16 protein-coding genes are annotated in these 17530 nt (G+C 72.1%); 8 read left to right on the top strand and 8 right to left on the bottom strand.

Translation table 11 applies throughout. From position 1 onward, the window contains the following. Positions 1 to 52 precede the first annotated feature (52 nt). Positions 53 to 1555 carry an MDR family MFS transporter gene (locus tag ACWGR4_RS20800; RefSeq protein WP_452128665.1) on the bottom strand — a complete coding sequence of 501 codons (1503 nt, stop codon included), beginning with the start codon at positions 1553 to 1555 and terminating at the stop codon, positions 53 to 55. Between the two features lie 101 nt (positions 1556 to 1656). Here ACWGR4_RS20800 and ACWGR4_RS20795 point away from each other — a divergent pair, with 101 nt between their 5' ends. Continuing rightward, positions 1657 to 2262, top strand: coding sequence for a TetR/AcrR family transcriptional regulator (locus tag ACWGR4_RS20795; protein ID WP_452128664.1), 606 nt, complete (start codon positions 1657 to 1659; stop codon positions 2260 to 2262). Here the strand turns inward: ACWGR4_RS20795 and ACWGR4_RS20790 are convergent. Then, positions 2215 to 2838 carry a TetR/AcrR family transcriptional regulator C-terminal domain-containing protein gene (locus ACWGR4_RS20790; protein WP_452128701.1) on the bottom strand — a complete coding sequence of 208 codons (624 nt, stop codon included), beginning with the start codon at positions 2836 to 2838 and terminating at the stop codon, positions 2215 to 2217. The genes ACWGR4_RS20795 and ACWGR4_RS20790 overlap by 48 nt on opposite strands. 180 nt (positions 2839 to 3018) lie before the next feature. Here ACWGR4_RS20790 and ACWGR4_RS20785 point away from each other — a divergent pair, with 180 nt between their 5' ends. Next, entirely contained in the window at positions 3019 to 3735 is a 717-nt protein-coding gene (locus ACWGR4_RS20785; RefSeq protein WP_452128663.1) for an NAD(P)-dependent oxidoreductase, read from the top strand. A 6-nt stretch (positions 3736 to 3741) separates the two neighbouring features. On the opposite strand, the gene ACWGR4_RS20780 is transcribed toward ACWGR4_RS20785, so the two are convergent. Both ACWGR4_RS20780 and ACWGR4_RS20775 read right to left on the bottom strand, forming a co-directional pair. Next, complete coding sequence (locus tag ACWGR4_RS20780) at positions 3742 to 5835, bottom strand: serine/threonine-protein kinase (protein ID WP_452128700.1); 2094 nt, start codon at positions 5833 to 5835, stop codon at positions 3742 to 3744. Between the two features lie 118 nt (positions 5836 to 5953). Then, positions 5954 to 7315 carry a cytochrome P450 gene (locus ACWGR4_RS20775; protein WP_380004084.1) on the bottom strand — a complete coding sequence of 454 codons (1362 nt, stop codon included), beginning with the start codon at positions 7313 to 7315 and terminating at the stop codon, positions 5954 to 5956. A gap of 247 nt (positions 7316 to 7562) precedes the next feature. Here ACWGR4_RS20775 and ACWGR4_RS20770 point away from each other — a divergent pair, with 247 nt between their 5' ends. Beyond that, positions 7563 to 9029, top strand: a complete 1467-nt coding sequence (locus tag ACWGR4_RS20770) for a cytochrome P450 (protein WP_452128662.1) — start codon at positions 7563 to 7565, stop codon at positions 9027 to 9029. 82 nt (positions 9030 to 9111) lie between these two features. Next, the gene (locus tag ACWGR4_RS20765; RefSeq protein ID WP_380004086.1) at positions 9112 to 10026 is read left to right on the top strand and encodes a terpene synthase family protein; all 915 of its coding nucleotides are present in this window, start codon (positions 9112 to 9114) and stop codon (positions 10024 to 10026) included. 187 nt (positions 10027 to 10213) lie between these two features. Here ACWGR4_RS20765 and ACWGR4_RS20760 read toward each other — a convergent pair whose 3' ends face one another. Continuing rightward, positions 10214 to 10816 carry a hypothetical protein gene (locus ACWGR4_RS20760; RefSeq protein WP_452128661.1) on the bottom strand — a complete coding sequence of 201 codons (603 nt, stop codon included), beginning with the start codon at positions 10814 to 10816 and terminating at the stop codon, positions 10214 to 10216. A 308-nt stretch (positions 10817 to 11124) separates the two neighbouring features. Between ACWGR4_RS20760 and ACWGR4_RS20755 the strand changes: the two genes are divergently transcribed. The 3 genes from ACWGR4_RS20755 to ACWGR4_RS20745 all read left to right on the top strand — a co-directional run bounded on the left by ACWGR4_RS20755 (position 11125) and on the right by ACWGR4_RS20745 (position 15048). After that, entirely contained in the window at positions 11125 to 11592 is a 468-nt protein-coding gene (locus tag ACWGR4_RS20755) for an Lrp/AsnC family transcriptional regulator (protein WP_380004088.1), read from the top strand. 193 nt (positions 11593 to 11785) lie between these two features. Continuing rightward, on the top strand, positions 11786 to 13141 hold the full coding sequence (locus ACWGR4_RS20750; protein WP_452128660.1) for a pyridoxal phosphate-dependent decarboxylase family protein: 1356 nt from the start codon (positions 11786 to 11788) through the stop codon (positions 13139 to 13141). Positions 13142 to 13254: 113 nt separating this feature from the next. Beyond that, positions 13255 to 15048 carry a SpoIIE family protein phosphatase gene (locus tag ACWGR4_RS20745; RefSeq protein WP_452128659.1) on the top strand — a complete coding sequence of 598 codons (1794 nt, stop codon included), beginning with the start codon at positions 13255 to 13257 and terminating at the stop codon, positions 15046 to 15048. 32 nt (positions 15049 to 15080) lie between these two features. Here ACWGR4_RS20745 and ACWGR4_RS20740 read toward each other — a convergent pair whose 3' ends face one another. Continuing rightward, positions 15081 to 15941: a hypothetical protein gene (locus ACWGR4_RS20740; protein WP_452128658.1), complete on the bottom strand. Its 861-nt coding sequence runs from the start codon at positions 15939 to 15941 to the stop codon at positions 15081 to 15083. A gap of 129 nt (positions 15942 to 16070) precedes the next feature. On the opposite strand from ACWGR4_RS20740, the gene ACWGR4_RS20735 reads away from it, so the two are divergent. Next, complete coding sequence (locus ACWGR4_RS20735; protein WP_380004092.1) at positions 16071 to 16262, top strand: hypothetical protein; 192 nt, start codon at positions 16071 to 16073, stop codon at positions 16260 to 16262. Between the two features lie 81 nt (positions 16263 to 16343). Here the strand turns inward: ACWGR4_RS20735 and ACWGR4_RS20730 are convergent, their stop codons facing one another. Together ACWGR4_RS20730 and ACWGR4_RS20725 are read right to left on the bottom strand one after the other, a co-directional pair. Then, positions 16344 to 16541, bottom strand: a complete 198-nt coding sequence (locus ACWGR4_RS20730; protein WP_380004093.1) for a hypothetical protein — start codon at positions 16539 to 16541, stop codon at positions 16344 to 16346. Positions 16542 to 16626: 85 nt separating this feature from the next. After that, the gene (locus ACWGR4_RS20725; protein WP_452128657.1) at positions 16627 to 17496 is read right to left on the bottom strand and encodes an NAD(P)H-binding protein; all 870 of its coding nucleotides are present in this window, start codon (positions 17494 to 17496) and stop codon (positions 16627 to 16629) included. Positions 17497 to 17530 lie beyond the last annotated feature (34 nt).

The following is a 17530-nucleotide window of genomic DNA, read 5'->3' as shown; positions in this document are numbered from 1 at the left end:
CTCCGAGCCCGAACTCGGGCTCCGGACGGGCTCGTCGGTGGGGACGGATCGCTCAGACCGGGGCGGTCTTGCCGGCGGGCGCGGTGTCCCGCTCGGGCGAGGGCGGGTCGGTGGGGCGGCCGGGGAGGAGCAGGCACAGGGGGATGGCGGCGGCGGTGAACGCGGTGGCCCACCAGAAGGCTTCGCCGAATCCCGAGGCCAGGGCGGCCGGCGTGTGGGCGTCGGCGGAGGCGCGCTGCAGGATCATCGCGAGCAGCGCGGTGCCGGCCGAGCCGCCGATCTGCTGGGCGAGGCGGCTGATGCCGGAGCCCTGGGGGATCTCCTCGGGCGCGAGTCCGATGTAGGCGGCGCCCAGGATCGTGGTCATCGCGCCACCGAGGCCGACGCCGCGCACGAACAGTACGGCCATCAGCACGATATTGCTGGTGGAAGCGGTGACGAAGGCGAACGGCACGGTCGCCGCGCAGGCGAGGGCGCACGCGACGACCGCGACGGGGCGCGCGCCGAAGCGGTCCATGTACCGCCCGGCGAGCGTGCGCGAGACGAGGGTGCCCACACCCTGCGGGATCAGGAGCAGCGCGGCGTCGAGCGCGTCCGCGCCGCGTACCTGCTGCCAGTACAGCGGCAGCAGCAACATCGTGCCGTACAGGGATGCGCCGGACAGGAACACCAGTACCGACGACGAGGCCAGGGCGCGGTGGCGGAACAGTCCGACGTCGACCAGGGCGCGCGATCCGCGCACCAGCGCCCAGCCGAGGTAGCCGAGCAGGAGGGCGAGGCCGGCGGTGAGGGGCAGCCATACCGTGGGGTCGCCCGGCCCCTGCGAGCCGCCGATCCGGGACAGGCCGTAGATGACGGCGGCGACGCCGGGCGAGAGCAGCAGCATGCCGACGACGTCGAGCCGGGGACGGGAAACGGGCCGGTCCCGCGGCAGGTTGCGGGCGGCGAGGTAGGCGCCGACGACGCAGAAGGGCACGTTGAACAGGAAGATCCACCGCCAGTCGCCCAGATGCAGGATCACGCCGCCGAGCACCGGGCCCAGTATCGGCCCGAGCGCGGTGGGCACGGTGATCAGAGCCATGACCCGGCCGATGTTGCGGCCCTTGGCGGCCTGCATGATCAGCGTGGTCATCAGCACCATCATGATGCCGCCGCCGAAGCCCTGGACCACCCGGAAGGCGATCAGGCTCGGCGCGTTCCAGGCCGCGGCGCACAGCAGCGAGCCGACGAGGAACACGCCCAGCGCCGCGATCCACAGGCGTTTGCCGCCCAGGACCGCCTGGAGCCAGCCGACGGCCGGCATCACGGTGGCCAGGGCCAGCAGGTAGGCGGTGCTCACCCACTGGACGGTGGCCACCGAGGCGTGCATGCGCCCGGCGAGGTCGTCGATCGCGACGCTCATGATCGTGGCGTCGAACATGACCGCGAGCGCGCCGATGATCAGGGTGAAGGTCAGGCGCCGCAGCGCGGGGTCGATGCGGTCGGGGTCCGCGGGGCCGGTGGGGCCGGTGGGATCTGCGGCGGCGGGTGGCGACTGAGCGCCCGAGACGGTCATGGACGACTCCTTAAGAAAGGGTCTCTATCTTACGACCGCCAGAGTAGGGCGCCGCGATAAGATAGGCAACCTATCCAATGAGGAAGAACAGGAGGTCGCGGATGACCGAGCGGCGCCGCGGGGCGGCACTGGAGAAGGCGCTCCTGGACGCGGCCTGGACGGAACTCACCCTCCACGGCTACGCCAAATTCACCATGGACGCCGTCGTCAAGCGGGCCGGTACCAGTCCGCCGGTGCTGTATCGCCGCTGGTCGGACCGCGACGAACTGGTCCGGGCCGCCATCGCGCACACCATGAAGCAGGCCCGCCTGGCCATCCCCGACACGGGAAGCCTGCGCGAGGACGTACTGACCCTGATGCGCGAGATCAACGAGACCCGGGCCGAGTTGGCCACCATCGTGATCGCACACTTGGCCGCCCACTTCCAGGCGACCGGAATCCGCCCCGGCGACATCACCGACCCGCTCGTGACCGGCCGCAAGGAGGCCGTCGACGTGCTCTTCGACCGGGCAGTGGAACGCGGCGAGATCGACCCGGCCCGCCTCACCGAGCGGATCAAGTCCCTACCGTTCGACCTGCTGCGCCACGAATTCCTGACCACCTTCGCCGCCGCCCCCGACCGGGCCCTGGAGGAGATCGTCGACGAGATCTTCCTCCCCCTACTGATCGGCGACGCCGACGGCCGGGCACGCGCCGGTCGGGTGTAGGGCGTCGAGGATCAGGGTCAGGCCGAAAGTGAATTCCGCGGTCGGGTCGTAGTCGGAGGTTCGGGCCAGTTCCGTGGCCAGTTCGGTCAGGTGCGGGTAGGTGTCGGCGGGGAGGTCGTGCAGGAATTCGTCGGTGATCTCGGTCAGGTCCGCCGTGCCCGTGAACGGCAGGCTCAGTTCCTGGATGACGTAGCCGTAGACGTAGCTGTCGATCAAGGACACGGCGTGCGCGGTCATCGGGACGGAAAAGCCCGCCGTGCGCAGCGCGCCGACGACGGCGTCGTGATGGCGCAGCGTCGCGGGGCCCGGGTGGGCGCGCGAGTCGAGGAGGGCCACCGCCCAGGGGTGGCGGCGCAGCGCCGTGCGGGCCGAGGCGGCTCGGTGGTGCATCGCGGTTTTCCAGTCGGCGCCGGGCGGCGGTAGCTCGATCTCGGCGAAAACCGCGTCCACCATGCCGTCCAGGACCTCCTCCCGGCCGGCGACGTGGTGGTAGAGGGACATCGCCTCCACGCCCAGGGGTTCGGCGATGGCCCGCATGGTCAGGGCGGCCGTGCCCTTCTCGTCCGCCACCGCCATCGCCGTGGCGATCACCCGCTCGCGACTGAGCGGCGTGCGGGTCGACCGGTCGCGGCGACGTTTGGCTGCCTCGCTCACGAGCCCCTCCTTGTTTCCTTGTTCGTTGCCGTTGACCACCTTATGACATAAGGCTAACGTGCCTTACAAGATAAGGTTGCCATTCCGGAGAAGGGCTGCGCCATGAGTGCGGAAGGCATGAGGAAGGTCTGCGTCATCGGGGCCTCGGGCAAGCTCGGGCAGTACATGGTTCGGCAGTGCCTGGAGCGCGGCTACGAGGTGGTCGGCGTGTGCCGGGAGCAGAGCGTGCCGAAACTGGCCGCGTTCGAGGGCCGGATCACCGTCGTTCCCGGGCCCACGAACGACCCGGACGTGATTCGGCGGGCGGTCGACGGGTGCGACGGGGTGTTGACGGTGCTGGTGCCGTGGGGTGTGCGGCAGTACGCGTCCGGCACGGCGCAGGCGGTGCTCGACCACGCCCGACCGGGCGCGCGGCTGGTCTTCTCCTGCGGTTGGCACATCACGCGCGACGGCAAGGACCGATACTCGCGGCTGTTCACCCTGGGCGTGCGGATCGCCGCCGTGCTGGGCAGGCTCGTGCGGGCGGTGGAGATCGACGACCAGGTCGAGGCGTGCCGGCGGGTGTTCGACAGCGACACCCGATGGACAGTGGTGCGCGGCAGCACCCTGAGGGAGGGGGACAGCGAGGGCCTGCCCGTGTGGAGCCGGCACGTGGGCGATCCGGTACTGGCCAGTGACCGCACCCGCCGGGTCGACTTCGCCCTGTTCATGGTGGCGGCGCTCACCGACGACGAACTCGTCCGGGAGGCCCCGGCGATCGTCGGCTGCCGCACCCCCAGCGCCCTCGCCCACGCGGACGGCCGGGCGTCGGGCGGGTGAACGCGGTCAGGACTTCCGAGCCGGACCGGCACCGGGAACCGCGTCGAGCGCGTACACATTCTTGTCACCGCTGCCGATGTACACCACGCCGCCCGCCACCACCGGATTCGAGCTGTTGTAGCCCCCGATGGAGTAGGCCCACTTCCTGGCACCGTTGGCGGCGTCGAGCGCGTACACGTTCTTGTCGTGGCTGGGGACATAGACGACTCCACCCACCACCGCCGGCGACTGCCAGACACCGCCTTCCGTGGTGAAGGTCCACTTCTTCGTACCGGTGGCGGCGTCGAGCGCGTACACGTTCATGTCGGCGCTGCCGATGAACACCATCCTGCCCGCGACGACCGGCGAGGAGGCGACCTTGGCGCCGGTGGCGTAGTCCCACTTCTTCGTACCGGTGGCGGCGTCGAGCGCGTACACCTTCGTGTCGGCGCTGCCGACGTACACCACCCCGCCCGCCACCACAGGCGACGAAAAGACCTCGGCGCCTGTCGCGTAGGCCCACTTCCTGGTGCCGGTGGCGGCGTCGAGCGCGTAGACCTTCGTGTCGACGCTGCCGACGTAGACCACCCCGTCCACTACCGCCGGAACCGAGCTGATCTCGGCCCCGGTGGCATAGGCCCACTTCCTGGCGCCCGTGGCCGCGTCCAGCGCGTACAGGTTCTTGTCGCGGCAGCCGATGTACACCACTCCGTCGACCACCACGGGCGACGAGTCGACCTCGGCTCCGGTGGCGTGGCTCCACTGCTTGGTACCCGTGGCGGCGTCGAGCGCGTACACGTTCTTGTCGCGGCTGCCGACGTACACCACTCCCTTCACCACCGCCGGGGAGGAGGCGACCACATGGCCCGTGGTGTAGGCCCACATCTTGGTACCGGTGGCGGCGTCGAGCGCGTACACGTTCTTGTCGTGGCTGCCGATGTACACGACCCCGTCCACCACCGCCGGCGTGGAGTCGACCTCGGCCCCGGTGGAGTAGGACCAGCGCACCGTGGTGTCGGTGCGGGCCGGCGCGGGCGGGGACGACGAGACCTTGTTGCCGGCGGCGTACTGCGGCTTTTGCCGGTCGTCGGGCCGGTCGACCAGATCGAGAAACACGATGATGCCCAGAGCGGCGGTCGCGCCGCCGCCGACGAGTTGCAGAAGCCGGCGGCGCGTGGGGGTCGGGGTCTCGGGCGGGGCGCTGTCGGCACTCCTTCGCGGTGTGCCGGCTGCGGCGGGCTTGCGTTCGAGGGCGATGGTCGGCACGGGGTCGATCGCATGCACGTCCCGGACCATCCGTCGGGTCTCGGCAGCCGGGGCGGGGTCGACGGTGGCGCGCAGGAGCCGGTGTACCTCGTCGGCCGTGGCGGGTCGGTCCCGGGGGTCCTTGGCGAGCAACGCGAGGACGAGGTCGTCGAGCGCGGTGGGGATGCCGCGGCGCCGTTCGCCCGGTCTCGTGGGCGTGGTCCGCAGGTGGGCGTTCATCGTCGAGACCGGGCCGGTTGCGGGGAACGGCACGTCACCGGTGAGGAGTTCGTACAGGACGCAGCCGAGCGAGTACAGGTCCGAGCGGGCGTCCCCGGGCTGCTCGTGGAAGCGCTCGGGCGGCATGTAGGCGAGCGTGCCCATCACTTGGCTGGACCGGTTCGTGGACGTCACGAACCGGGCGATCCCGAAGTCCAGGATCTTGATCCGGTCCTCGACGGTGAGCATCAGGTTCGCCGGCTTCAGGTCCCGGTGCACGATCCCCGCGGTGTGCGCCCGGGCCAGCGCCGCGGCGGTCTGCGCCGCCCACTCCACGGCGGTGCCCACCGGCGGAGGCCCCTCCTTGTCGAGCACCGCGGCCAGGTCACGGCCTTCCACGAACTCCATCACCAGGAACAGCGAACCGTCGCCCTCGTCTTGGCCGAGGTCGTACACGGTGACCACACCCGGGTGGTTCAGTGCCCCCGCCGTACGCGCCTCGCGGAAGAACAACGCGGCACCGGCGGCGTCGGACTTCGCGTGCGGGAGCAGCTTGACCGCGACCCGCCGCTCGATCAGCCGGTCCCGCCCCTCCCACACCTCCCCCATGCCGCCTCGCCCAACGAACCGGACCAGCTCGTACCGACCCGCCAACACCCGCACCCGCAACCCCCGCCGCCGCCAAGCCCGAAGCCGACCCGGACTCTCCGCTCGGGAATGGTACGACCCCGGTGGCGCTCCGGGGTCGCCCGATGCCGGCCGGGCGTCGGGCGGGTCAGACGGGTTGCGGAATCAACATTAGTCCCCTCGGGCCGGGGATGGGTTCGCGCACGGACGTGCGCACCCGTGCGTCCGGTTGCCGGGTCAGGCGCCACGAACTGCCCACCGCCACCAGCGTGGCCATCATCTCGGCGATGGCGAAGTTGTCGCCGACGCACTTGAACCGGCCGCCGCCGAACGGCACGAAGGAGTGCCGCGGCGGCTTCCAGCCGCTGTCGGGGAGCCAGCGCTCCGGGGAGAAGGCCTCCGGGCGGCGGCAGAAGCGCGGATCGGTGTGCAGGGAGTGCTGGCTGTACGCGGTATCGGTGCCGCTCGGCAGCATGACGTCGCCCAACTCCACCGCCGCCGTGGTGCGTTGGGTCACCAGCTGCACCGAGTGCAGGCGCATCGTCTCGTACATCACCGCCCGCGTGTACGGCAGCGCCTGCGGATCGGCCGCCGTCGCCACGGCGTCGCCCGCCGCGGCGGACTCGGCGTTTTTGGTGATCCCGGCGATCTCGGCGAGCATCCGCCGCTCCGCTCCCGGGCGCAGGGCCAGGTGATACCACGCCCAGGACAGCGTGGTCGGGACGTTCGCCACCCCGCCGATCAGCATGGCGATGACCTCGTCGCAGATCAGGTCGTCGGCCAACGGCCGTCCCGTGTCCGGGTCGCGGGCGGCGAGCAGGCACGCCACCACGTCGCCGGCGGCCTCCGGGGACCGCGCACGGCACGCCGCGACGGCCTCGCCCACCGACGCGCGCATCCGGGCCATGGCCTCGTCGCCGCGCCGGACATACGGCAGCGGCAGCCGATCCACCACCTTCGGCAACATCGGCCGCTCCACCGCCGCCCGTTCGATCACCGGCAACACCCGGTGCAACTGGGCCAGGACGCCGTCGGGCATACGGTTGGAGAACAGGGTCTCGGCCGTCACGGCCACCGAGAGGCCCTTCATCGCCTCCAGGACGTCCACCGGCCGACCCGGCTGCCAGTGGGCGCACAACTCCCGCGTGCGCCGATGGATCGAGACCAGGTGGCGCTCGATGTGCGCCGGGGTGAACGCCTTCTGGATGACCCGGCGTTGGCGGTGGTACAGCTCCCCATCGGAGGTGATCACGCCGTGCCCCAGGAGCGGGATCATCCGTTCGAACTGTTTGCCGCGGCCGAAACTGCGGCCCTTGGACGACTGCACCTGATGGACCAGAACCGGGTCGGTGGCCACGTACACCGGCGCGGTGCCCAGTCTGATCCGCACCAACGGCCCCACCCGGGGCAGGGATTCGAGGAAGCGCAGCCGCTGACCGGCCAGGCGGTGGAGGTGTCCTACGCCGGGCAGGGCGCCCGGTGCGGTGGGTACGTCCTCGATGGAATGCACACGCCATCCCTTCACGTCGGGCCAGGCTGCCGGTGACCCCCACCACTGTGCCGAGGTGATCGCCGGTTCGGCAGGGTGCACCCGACCGGCCTTCTCGCGCCGTGCATTCGCTACCTCGCACGCCCTTACCGGCCGTGCCGGGTGAACGCTAAGCATGAACCGGCGAGTACGCGGATCGCTCCCGAACCCCCGCGCACACCGCCGCCCTCGCCTGCCCCGACACCCGGCAATCACCAAGGAGGGCCACATGACCACCCTCACCCCACCCGGCGTCCCGCCCATGGCCGGCGGAGTGCTCCCGATCCTCGGACACACCCTGCCCATGTGGCGCGACCCGATGGCGTTCCTGCTGGAGCAGCACGCCGTCGCCCCGGTCGTACGGGTGCGGCTCGGCCCGAAGGTCGCCTACCTCGTCACCCGGCCCGACCTGGTCCGCAAGGCGCTGGTCACCGAGCAGCACCGGTTCGACAAGGGCGGCCCCTTCGTCGACACCGCCCGCACCCTGATCGGCGACGGCCTCGGCACGTGCTCCGCCGCCGACCACCGCTACCAGCGGCCGCTGATGAACCAGGCGTTTCGCCAACCGAGCATCGTCTCCTACACCCACGCCATGACCGAATGTGTGCAGGACGTGCTCGACGGGTGGCAACCGGGCCAAGTCGTCGACGTATGCCGGGAGATGCGCCTGCTCGCGTGCCGGGCGCTGACCCGCACGCTGTTCTCCGATCCGGCCCAGGCGCATCTGACCACCCGGATCGAAGCGGCGTACACCGTCCTGATGCCCGGCATGTGGTGGCAGATGGTGATCCCCGTCGCCCTCGTCCACAAGGCGCCGATCCCGGCCAACCGCCGCTTCGAAAACGCCCGGATCCAGGCCCGTTCGCTGATCAAGCGTATGGTCGAGGTGTACCGCGTGCGCGGCGCCGACCCGGCCGACGGCCTGTCCACGATCATGGCCGCCGAGGACGAACGCGGTCGCGCGTTCACCGACGACGAGGTGTGCGACCAGATCGCCACCTTGATGATCGGCGGAATCCCGGCCACCGCCGACCTGTTGGCCTGGACCTTCGGCGTCCTGGCGCACAACGGCCCCTTGGAGCAGAGCCTGCACGAGGAGGTGGACTCCGTACTGGCCGGCCGCACGCCCGGCTACGCCGACATCCCGCGCCTGCCCCTGCTGGGCCGGGTGCTGACCGAAACGCTGCGTCTGTACCCGTCGGTGTCGGTGCTCAGCCGCCGGGTCACCGACTACATCACCCTCGACGGCACGCAACTGGTCCCGGGCGACGAGGTGATGTTCAGTCCCTACTGCCTGCACCGGGACGCGAGCGTGTTCCCCGACCCCGAACGCTTCGACCCGGACCGCTGGTTGCCGGGCGCGGTGACCCAGGCCCAGCGCGAGGCGTTCATCCCGTTCGGATCCGGCACCCGCAAGTGCATCGGCGACTCCTACGGCATCACCGAGGCCACCCTGGCCGCCGCGGGCATCATGTCCCGGGTCTCGCTGGCCCGGATACCCGGCGCCCCGACGCCGAGGCCCCTGCTGCGCATGACGCTCTCCCCGGTTCCCCTGGAGTTGACGGTGGAGCCACGCGGTACGTGGACCCAGGCACCCGAGGAGGCGGCCGATGCACCGACCGACGAATCCGCGACGCTCCGCTGCCCCGTCCACCCCGCCGCCGGCGCCGACGCCACATCCCCCGACGGCGACTGACCCGGCGCACCCGGCGGCCCGGCTCACCGCGCCGCACCTGTGGTGCCCGATCGAGCCCGCCCGCCACCCCGACGAGCGCGAGGTGACCGAGCGTACGGTGGCGTGGATGCGCCGGTTCGGCTACATCACCACACGTGGCGAGGAAGTCGCGGCGCGCGCCGCGCAGTTCGGCGAACTGGGGGCGCTGACCTATCCCCACGGCGACCCGGAAGGGGCGGTGCTGGCCGCACAGTTGATGGTGTGGCTCTTCCTCCAGGACGACCGCTTCTCCGAACTGGCGCCCGCACAGGGCCGGATCGAGGACCTGGCCGAGCACATCCTGTGGTCCCAGCGCGTCCTGCACGGCCGGACCAGGGCGGTGCCCGAGCCGTATCTGGAAGCCCTGATCGACCTGCGCACCAGGGTCGCCCGCATGGCCGTGGACGCGGAACAGGTGGAGCGCTTCGCCGACGGCTTCAACCGCTACCTGGGCGCGGTGGCGGCGGAGGCGATCTATCGGGCCCGCGGCATCACCCCCAGCCTGGGGCAGTACGTGCGACTGCGCGAGTCCACGATCCTGATGCGCGGCATGTGCTTCGTCGTCATCGAACTGGCCGACGACTGCTACCTGCCGGGCCCGATCTGGGCCGGCCGCGAGGTCCGGCGCTGCGAACAGGCCGCCGCCCGGGCCATCGCGTACACCCACGACATCCTCTCCGGGATGCGCGAGTTGTACTGGCCCGGCCACACCAACCTGATCACCGTGCTCGCCCACCACTTCCACTGCCCCCTCGACGAGGCACTGCGCAGGGCGGTGTACATGTACGAGGACCAGATGCGCCGCTTCGAGCGACTGGCCCGCCCCCTCCTGGAGTCGGGCGACGCCCGCCTGGCGCGATACGTGCGCGGCATGGGCGCGTGGATCCGCGGCAACCTCGACTGGTCCATGAACTGCGGCCGATACCACGTCACTTCCCCGCAACCACCGGACAACCTGCCCTCGCTCTTCGGCGCCTGACCCCGCTTCGCGGGCCCGCCGACGCGGATGTCGGAGCGATCGGCCATCATGTGAGGCGGCCGTAGTCTGCGACCGGTCGAGCCCGCCGCAGGGAGGCGGGCAGGCGGCCCGGTCCCACACCGAAGACCGGGCCGTCCGGCGGTCGCGCGCGGGTCGAACCGAGCGCCGGGGGCCACCCGTTCGCTCCTCAGGCCACCAGGACGCGGTCGGCTCGGAGCAGGGCGGCCAGTTCGACGCAGCGGCGGGTTTGGATGCGGGCCAGGTCGAGGGACAGCAGGGTCGGGTCGTCCGTGGTGGAGGCGCGGGTGGTCGGTTCGGCGAGGGTGGCGATCGACCGGCGCGGGTGGGGGTCGTCGTCCGTCGGGAACCGGGGGCGGATGATCGCGAAGCTGCGCATCAGGCCGCCGTGGCGGGTGTCGGGGGCCGGCGAGGTGACGAAGACGCCGAAGACCTGCTCGCAGGAGCGCCGCTGCCAGGAGTCGCGCATGTCCCGGGCGGCCGCGTCGCTCGCCGACGCGGTCGCCGAGCGGGTGAGGCGGTGCAGCAGGGCGACGACGTCGCCGTCGCGTGCCGGTGCGCCCAGGATCACCACGTCGGGCCAGGTCAGGTCGCCCACCGTGGCGAGTGGGTCGGCCTTGGTCCCGTCCCGTGGTGCGGCCGGTTCGGCCTCGGGCAGTCTGCGCAGCCGGATGTCGGCACCGGTGTTCCAGGCGACCGCGGCGACCGCGTCGGCCATCGCGCGTACGCACGTGTCGGTGTCGTGATAGATCACGGTGACCTTGATGCTCATGTCGTCTCCCCGTAGCGGATGTCCGGAAAAGCCGGTGCCTTCCCGATCTGCCGGCCGGTTCATGATCAACCGGCATCCGTACGTCGTGCCGGCCACTTCACGCTAGGCGCGGGCACACCGTCGTGCTGATGGCCGTTCACGCCACGAAGCGGACTCCCCACGCCACCCCCGGGCTTTTGTGTCCGCCGACCGCCGAGGGGGCGGGCAGCCGAACGAATCGGATCCGGGCACCCGCGTGGGCTACCGTCACTGTGCCCGGCCCACCGGACCCCGACCCCGCCCGCCGACCGCACCGAGGAGAGCCACCGATGGCGTTGGACCCGCTGGACAGCCGGATCATCACCGCGCTGATCGAGGACGCGCGTTCGACCTATGCCGAGATCGGCACCCGGGTCGGCCTGTCCGCGTCCGCGGTCAAGCGCCGGGTGGACCGCCTCCTCGCCACCGGCGTGATCACCGGCTTCTCCGCGTCGGTCGAACCCGCCGCGCTCGGCTGGACCACCGAGGCGTTCGTCGAGCTGTACTGCGTGGGGCGTACCTCGCCCAGCGAGATCGGGCGCGCGCTGGCCAAGTTCCCCGAGGTGGTCTCGGCCAGCACCGTCACCGGCGACGCGGATGCGGTGATCCACCTGCTCGCGGCCGACGTACAACACTTCGAGCAGGTCCTGGAGCGGATCGCCGCGGAGCCCTTCGTGGTGCGCTCGAAAAGCTGTGTCGTGCTTTCCCGGCTGGTCAGGCGCAATGGAACGACGTGGCAGGGAGTGGAGACGCAATAGATCGCCACGAACACGCATGATCACGCTCTTGGCCGGATCGCACACCCGTACGTAGGGTTTGAGCTGCCGGTGTGGACCCCCGGCGCCCCGAATTCCGTCGTCACGACCCCGCCGCCCCCGGGCGGGGACGCCGCGCGACCGCGCCGAGAGAATGCCGAGCACCGCCATGCCGACACCGAGCACCCCCACGCCCATGTCCATGCACCGGTACGACCCCGCGCTCGCCGACCTGGTCTTCGACTACATGCGCGAACGGCTCGCCCTGGACCCGGTCCCGCTCGACCACCCCGGCCGCAAGGACAAGCTCGACCACGCGCTCGACGGCCTGATCGGCGCGCGGGGCAACGACCCCGGCGAGGTGCTGGCGATCTACGCCGACCAGCTCGCCCCGGCGGTCATCTCCTGCGACAGCCCGCGCTTCCTCTCCTTCATCCCGGCCGCGCCGACCAAGGCCGCGCTGCTGTTCGACATGGTCGTCTCGTGCGCGTCGCTCCAGGGCATCTCGTGGCTGGAGGCGGCCGGCGCGGTGGCCGCGGAGAACCAGGTGTTGCGGCTGATCGCCGACCTGGCCGGGCTGCCCGCGAGCGCCGGCGGCTGCTTCGTCAGCGGCGGCTCGGCGGGCAACCTGTCCGCGCTCGTGGTGGCCCGGGACATGGGTCGGCGCCGGACCGGGACCGGCGCGCGGGACCGGCTGCGGATCGCGGTCAGCGACCAGGCGCACTCCTCGATCGGCAACACACTGCGCATCATCGGCATGGACGCGCTCGTGGTGCAGACCACCGACCACCGCCTCACCGGCGAGGCGTTGCGCGCCGCGCTGGCCGCCGACCCCGAGGCGCACGACGTGGTCGGCGTGGTGGCCACCGCCGGCACCACCAACGCGGGCATCATCGACGACCTGGCCGGGATCGGCGCGGTGGCCCGCGAGCGCGACCTGTGGTTCCACGTGGACGGCGCGTACGGCGGCGCCGGGCTGCTCGCGCCGAGCGTGCGGGCCCGCTACGACGGGATCGAACTTGCCGACTCGTTCGTCGTCGACCCGCACAAGTGGCTGTTCGCGCCGTTCGACTGCGCGGCGCTGATCTACCGCAACCCGGGCCCGGCCCGCGGCGTGCACACCCAGGACGCGTCCTACCTCGATGTCCTGCACACCGACGCGCCCGAGGAGTGGAACCCGACCGACTACGCGTACCACCTCACCCGGCGCGCCCGCGGCCTGCCGCTGTGGTTCTCCCTCGCCGTGCATGGCACCGACGCGTACACCGAGGCCATCGAGACCGCGCTGACCCTGGCCCGGGACACCGCCCAGCTGATCCGGGCCACCCCCGGTCTGGAGCTGATCCGCGACCCAGAACTGTCCGCGGTGTTGTTCCGGCGCACCGGTTGGGGCCCGGCCGACTACCTCGACTGGTCCCGCCGCCTGCTGGCCGGCCAGGTCGGTTTCGTCACCCCGACCGGTTGGGAGGGGGAGACCGTGGCCCGCTTCGCGTTCCTGCACCCGGGCACCACGATGGCGATGGTCGAGGAGATCCTGGCCACGATGAGGTAACGCAGTGCGGCCTGCCGCTCGCGCGTTCGGGTCGCCGTGGCCCAGACTGGAAGCCGATGGGACGGCTTCGGGGGCCGGGCGCCCGATCGGCCTCGGGGCCGGAGAGGACAGGCGTGGCGCTGGACGAGTACGCGGACCCGCCGATGATGGTGCCGGAGGTCGACGCCGTGACCGGCGCGGTGGCACGACTGGTGGGTACACGCGCGGGGGATGTGCGCGATGTCGGCGCCTACGCGGTGTTGCAGGGCCTGCTCGACGGCACGCCGGCGGCGGTGGGGGTGATGAGCCCGACCATGCGCTACCTCTATGTCAATCCGGCGCTGGCCCGGATGAACGGCCTGCCAGCCGAGGCGCACCTGGGCCGCACCATCGGCGAGGTGCTGCCCGACATGGACGCGAAGGAGGACGTGCTTCGGGCGGTGCTGCGCGACGGCGTGCCCCGCGAGGCCACCTCCTCCGGGACCACGCACGCGGGCCCGCCCGGCCGCCGCTGGTGGCACGGCGCCTACCACCGCCTGGAGCACGAGGGCGAGGTGGTCGGTCTGGCGGCCGTGCTCCTGGAGGTGTCCGAGTCCCGGCGCACCCAGCTGGAGCTGGACGCGGCCCGGCGCCGGCTCGCGGTCCTGGACGCCGCCGCCACCCGGGTCGGGACCACCCTCGATCTGGTCGAGACCTGCGAGGAGTTGGCCGAGCTGTTCGTCGCCGAGCTGAGCGACGTGGCCACGGTGGACGTGTTCGCCGTCGAGGGCGCCAACGGCACCCCGCACCAGCCGCTGGACCTGGTCCGGATGTGGCGCGCCGCGCTCTCGCACCGGCCCGGCATGGCCGAACAGGCCGCGATCCTGCGCCAACCCGGCGAGAACGTGGACTACCAGCAGGGCTCGATGGTGCCGCGCGCGCTCAGCGAACGCAGCCCCGTGGTGGTCAACCGGGCGGCCGACGAGGAGATGGCCCGGCAGGTGTCCAGCCCCGACCGGCTCGCCGTGTTCCGCTCGGTGGGCCTGCACTCGGTGGTGGCGCTGCCGCTGGTCGCCCGGGGCAGTGCGATCGGCATGGTCACCATGTCCCGGCACGGCGCCGCCGACGAGTTCTCCCCCGAGGACGTGATCCTGGCCCGCGACCTGGCCCGGCGCGGGGCGATCAGCGTGGACAACGCCCGCCGCTACGCGCACGAGCACGACATCGCGCTGGCCCTGCAACACGCGCTGCTCGCCGCGCCCGACGCGCCGCACCCCGACATCGAGCTGGCCTCGCGCTATCGGCCCGCGGGCAGCAGCGTGGAGGTGGGCGGCGACTGGTACGACGCGGTCGCGCTGAGCGGGGGCCGCACACTGCTCGCGGTCGGCGACGTGATGGGACACGGCGTGCAGGCCGCCGTGGAGATGAGCCAGTTCCGGGCGCTGCTGCGGGTACAGGCCCGCTCCGACCTGGAACCGCACGAGATCCTGGCCGCGGTGGACCGCACCAGCACCAAGGCGGGCATCGAACGGGTGGCCAGCTGCCTGCTGGTCCTGGTCGACCCGGCGACGGACACGGTCACCTTCGCCAGCGCCGGCCACCTGCCGCCGCTCCTGGTCGGCCCGGGCGACGCGGCCGAACTGGTCGACGTGCCGGTCGGACCGCCGCTGGGCACCGGCTTCGGCGGCTACGGCTCGGTACGGCGCCGCAGCGATCCGGACCGGGTCCTGGTGATGTACACCGACGGTCTGGTCGAGCGCCGGGGCGAGGACATCGGCGAGTCGTTGCAACGGCTGACCCGGGTGGGACTGACCGCGGAGACCCCGCTGGTGCGGCTGGTGGACACGGTGATCGCCCGGATGATCACCGACAAGCCGGAGGACGACATCGCGGTCCTGGCCGCCCGACGACGCCCGGCGGCCCCGGGCGGATCGGCCTGGCGCGGCTGACCCGGCCCGCCGCAACCGGTGCGCTCCGGGCGTCAGTTCGGGTCGGCGGCCGGGCGGGTCCAGGTGTGCCGGGTGCCGGTCACCGTGACCCGCCGGCGGGCTTTTCGGGGCGGCGTCGGGGCGGGCGGGGTCGGGATCAGGCTGCCCGCGATGGTGTCCTCGAAGCGGCGGCGGATCGGGCCCCAGCGCGCCTCGTGGCGCGCGGCCCGGGCCTGGGCGCGGCGCAACTTTCGCGGGCGGTCGCGGTAGCGCCGCGTTGCCCACGGCGAGCCGGGGCGGGCCAGCCGGATCGCCGCGACGATGTTGACGATCGGGATGAACACGCCGATCACGCCGGTACCGACCTTGCCCTTGGCGAAGGTGATCGCGGCCATGGCGATGTCCAGGAGCAGCACGATCAGCCACGCCACCCGATCGCCGACGCTGCCGCCCTCGGGCTTCGCGTCGAAGGGCACGAATCCGCTCGCCGCCAGGCCGATCGCGGCGATCGTCAGCACGGTGGCCTCGATCGAGATCCGGCCCTGCTCGGACCAGTACACGTCGGCCAGGTGCACGATCATCCCGAACTCGTCCAGGACCAGCCCCGCGCCGATCCCGAGCAGCACCCCCGCGACCGCGCGGCCGACCAGGTATTCGCCGGTCCCGACGCCGACGAACCCGCCGATCAGGGCGAGCACGATGCCCGGGACCACGTGGTGGATGTGCACCCCGCCGCTGTCGAGGTTGTGGAACGGGCCGCGCCCGGCCCGGATCAGCCGGGTGATGGTGCGCGTGATCAGGAAGGTGAGCAGCAGCGACGCGAACGCCAGCGCCATCGGCAGCCGGCCCTCGCGGATCATGGTGTCCTGCCACCATCCGGCCAGTTGCGGGTGGGTGGTGTGCGTGGCCGGCATCGGCCCTCCTCCTCCGTGTCGGTGCTCCGGTTCCCCCTCGGGAACGGGCTACCGACGCCGATCAGGTGAACCGGGGGCTGCCGGTGCGCGGCGCGGTGACCAAGCGGGCGGGCCCTCGTTGGGTGGGACATGATCAAGCGCATCACCGCCGCCGCTCTGGCCGGCACCGCCCTCGTCGTGACCTTCGGCGCGTCCGCCGCCTCGGCGCAGGAGCCCACTCCGAACACCGGCCAGGTCGCCGGGGTGCCCAGTTCGGTCTATCCCGACGGCCTCAACAACCTGAACCACGTCAACCAGCTCGCGGGCGCGCTGCCGTTGTAGGCGCGTCGTCCGCGTCACGGGCGGGCGTGGTGTCCCGGTCCGGCCCCGAGCGGGGACACCACGCCCTCGGACGCGGCGGGCTCACTCGTCGTCCAGGGCGCGGCGCAGTTCCTCGCTCTCGCGGTTGGCGGCGGCGAGATCGTCCATCATCCGCCGGGTGCCCTCGGCCACGCCCGCGTCCCAGATGCGGCGTACGAGAGCGTTCGCGCGATCCTGGGGCAGATCGGTCTCGCGCATCAGTAGCTCGGTCAGCTCGATGATCGGGTGTTTGGGGTGCATAGCCCCAGCAGACCCGTCCTGTCGGCGCCCCGCACCCGGGCGCGGCCGGTCGGGGGAGCGACCCGACGCGCCGGCCGGGGCGGGCTCAGGGCTTGAGGTGGCTCCAGGACTGCGGGTGGGTGGTCAGCCAGCCGGCCAGGTTCTGCGCCGGGCGGCCGGTGAGCATCGGTACCGCGTTGGAGACCTTGCTCATCTCGCCGGTCGCGATCGCCTCGTAGGAGCTCACCCAGCCGGCCATCTCCCACGCCGGCGCGTTGTAGCGGGCGCGTGAGGCGTACGCCTCGTCGCGGGTTTCGGCCACGTAGCCGATCGGTCGGCCGGCGAAGCGGGTGAGCACCGCCGCGGCCTCGGTCAGGGTGATCGCCTCGGGGCCGGTGAGGTCGTAGGTGAGGTCGTCGTGCGCGTCGCCGCCGAGCAGGACCGCCGCCGCGGCGTCCGCGATGTCCGCGTGCGCCACCGCCGAGACCCGACCGTCGCCGGCCGGGCCGCGGATGATCCCGTCGGGGCCGACCATGGCGGGCAGCCCGGCCAGGTACAGGCTGTCGCGCAGGAAGGTGTGCCGCAGTCCCGAGTCGCGGATGTGCTGCTCGGTGTGCCAGTGGTCGCGGGCGAAGGTGAAGGTGGCGTCGGGGGCGGCGCTCAGGAAGGACACGTAGACGATGCGGTGGAGCCCGGCCGCGACCGCGGCGTCCACGACCGAGATGTGCTCGCGGACCCGATCGGCGCTCTCCCGGGCGGAGACCAGGAACAGTACGCTCGCGCCGTCCAGCGCCCGGCGCATCGCCTCGCCGTCGGCGTAGGTCGCCGGCGGCGCCGGGGTCGCGCCGCTCAGTTCGGGCAGTCGGGACGGATCACGTCCCACCAATCGTTGCGTCGCGCCGGCCTCGGCGAGCCGCCGGGCGACCCGGCCGCCGATCTGCCCGCTCGCTCCGGTGACCGCGATGACTGGTGCCATGACTGCGTCCCTTTCCGACTCGCGCGATCGGGCC

The sequence above is a fragment of the Embleya sp. NPDC055664 genome (genome assembly GCF_053618075.1).
The sequence above is the reverse complement of the archived record's forward strand: the minus strand, read 5'-3'. Positions and strand labels throughout refer to the sequence as shown.

What these genes read in the sequence shown, in the direction of transcription:
- ACWGR4_RS20725 (WP_452128657.1), bottom strand. Translation starts at nt 17,496, where the DNA reads ATGGCACCAGTCATCGCGGTCACCGGAGCGAGCGGGCAGATCGGCGGC.
- ACWGR4_RS20735 (WP_380004092.1), top strand. Translation starts at nt 16,071, where the DNA reads ATGATCAAGCGCATCACCGCCGCCGCTCTGGCCGGCACCGCCCTCGTC.
- ACWGR4_RS20785 (WP_452128663.1), top strand. Translation starts at nt 3,019, where the DNA reads ATGAGTGCGGAAGGCATGAGGAAGGTCTGCGTCATCGGGGCCTCGGGC.
- ACWGR4_RS20755 (WP_380004088.1), top strand. Translation starts at nt 11,125, where the DNA reads ATGGCGTTGGACCCGCTGGACAGCCGGATCATCACCGCGCTGATCGAG.
- ACWGR4_RS20795 (WP_452128664.1), top strand. Translation starts at nt 1,657, where the DNA reads ATGACCGAGCGGCGCCGCGGGGCGGCACTGGAGAAGGCGCTCCTGGAC.
- ACWGR4_RS20770 (WP_452128662.1), top strand. Translation starts at nt 7,563, where the DNA reads ATGACCACCCTCACCCCACCCGGCGTCCCGCCCATGGCCGGCGGAGTG.
- ACWGR4_RS20800 (WP_452128665.1), bottom strand. Translation starts at nt 1,555, where the DNA reads ATGACCGTCTCGGGCGCTCAGTCGCCACCCGCCGCCGCAGATCCCACC.
- ACWGR4_RS20730 (WP_380004093.1), bottom strand. Translation starts at nt 16,541, where the DNA reads ATGCACCCCAAACACCCGATCATCGAGCTGACCGAGCTACTGATGCGC.
- ACWGR4_RS20750 (WP_452128660.1), top strand. Translation starts at nt 11,786, where the DNA reads ATGTCCATGCACCGGTACGACCCCGCGCTCGCCGACCTGGTCTTCGAC.
- ACWGR4_RS20790 (WP_452128701.1), bottom strand. Translation starts at nt 2,838, where the DNA reads ATGGCGGTGGCGGACGAGAAGGGCACGGCCGCCCTGACCATGCGGGCC.
- ACWGR4_RS20760 (WP_452128661.1), bottom strand. Translation starts at nt 10,816, where the DNA reads ATGAGCATCAAGGTCACCGTGATCTATCACGACACCGACACGTGCGTA.
- ACWGR4_RS20740 (WP_452128658.1), bottom strand. Translation starts at nt 15,941, where the DNA reads ATGCCGGCCACGCACACCACCCACCCGCAACTGGCCGGATGGTGGCAG.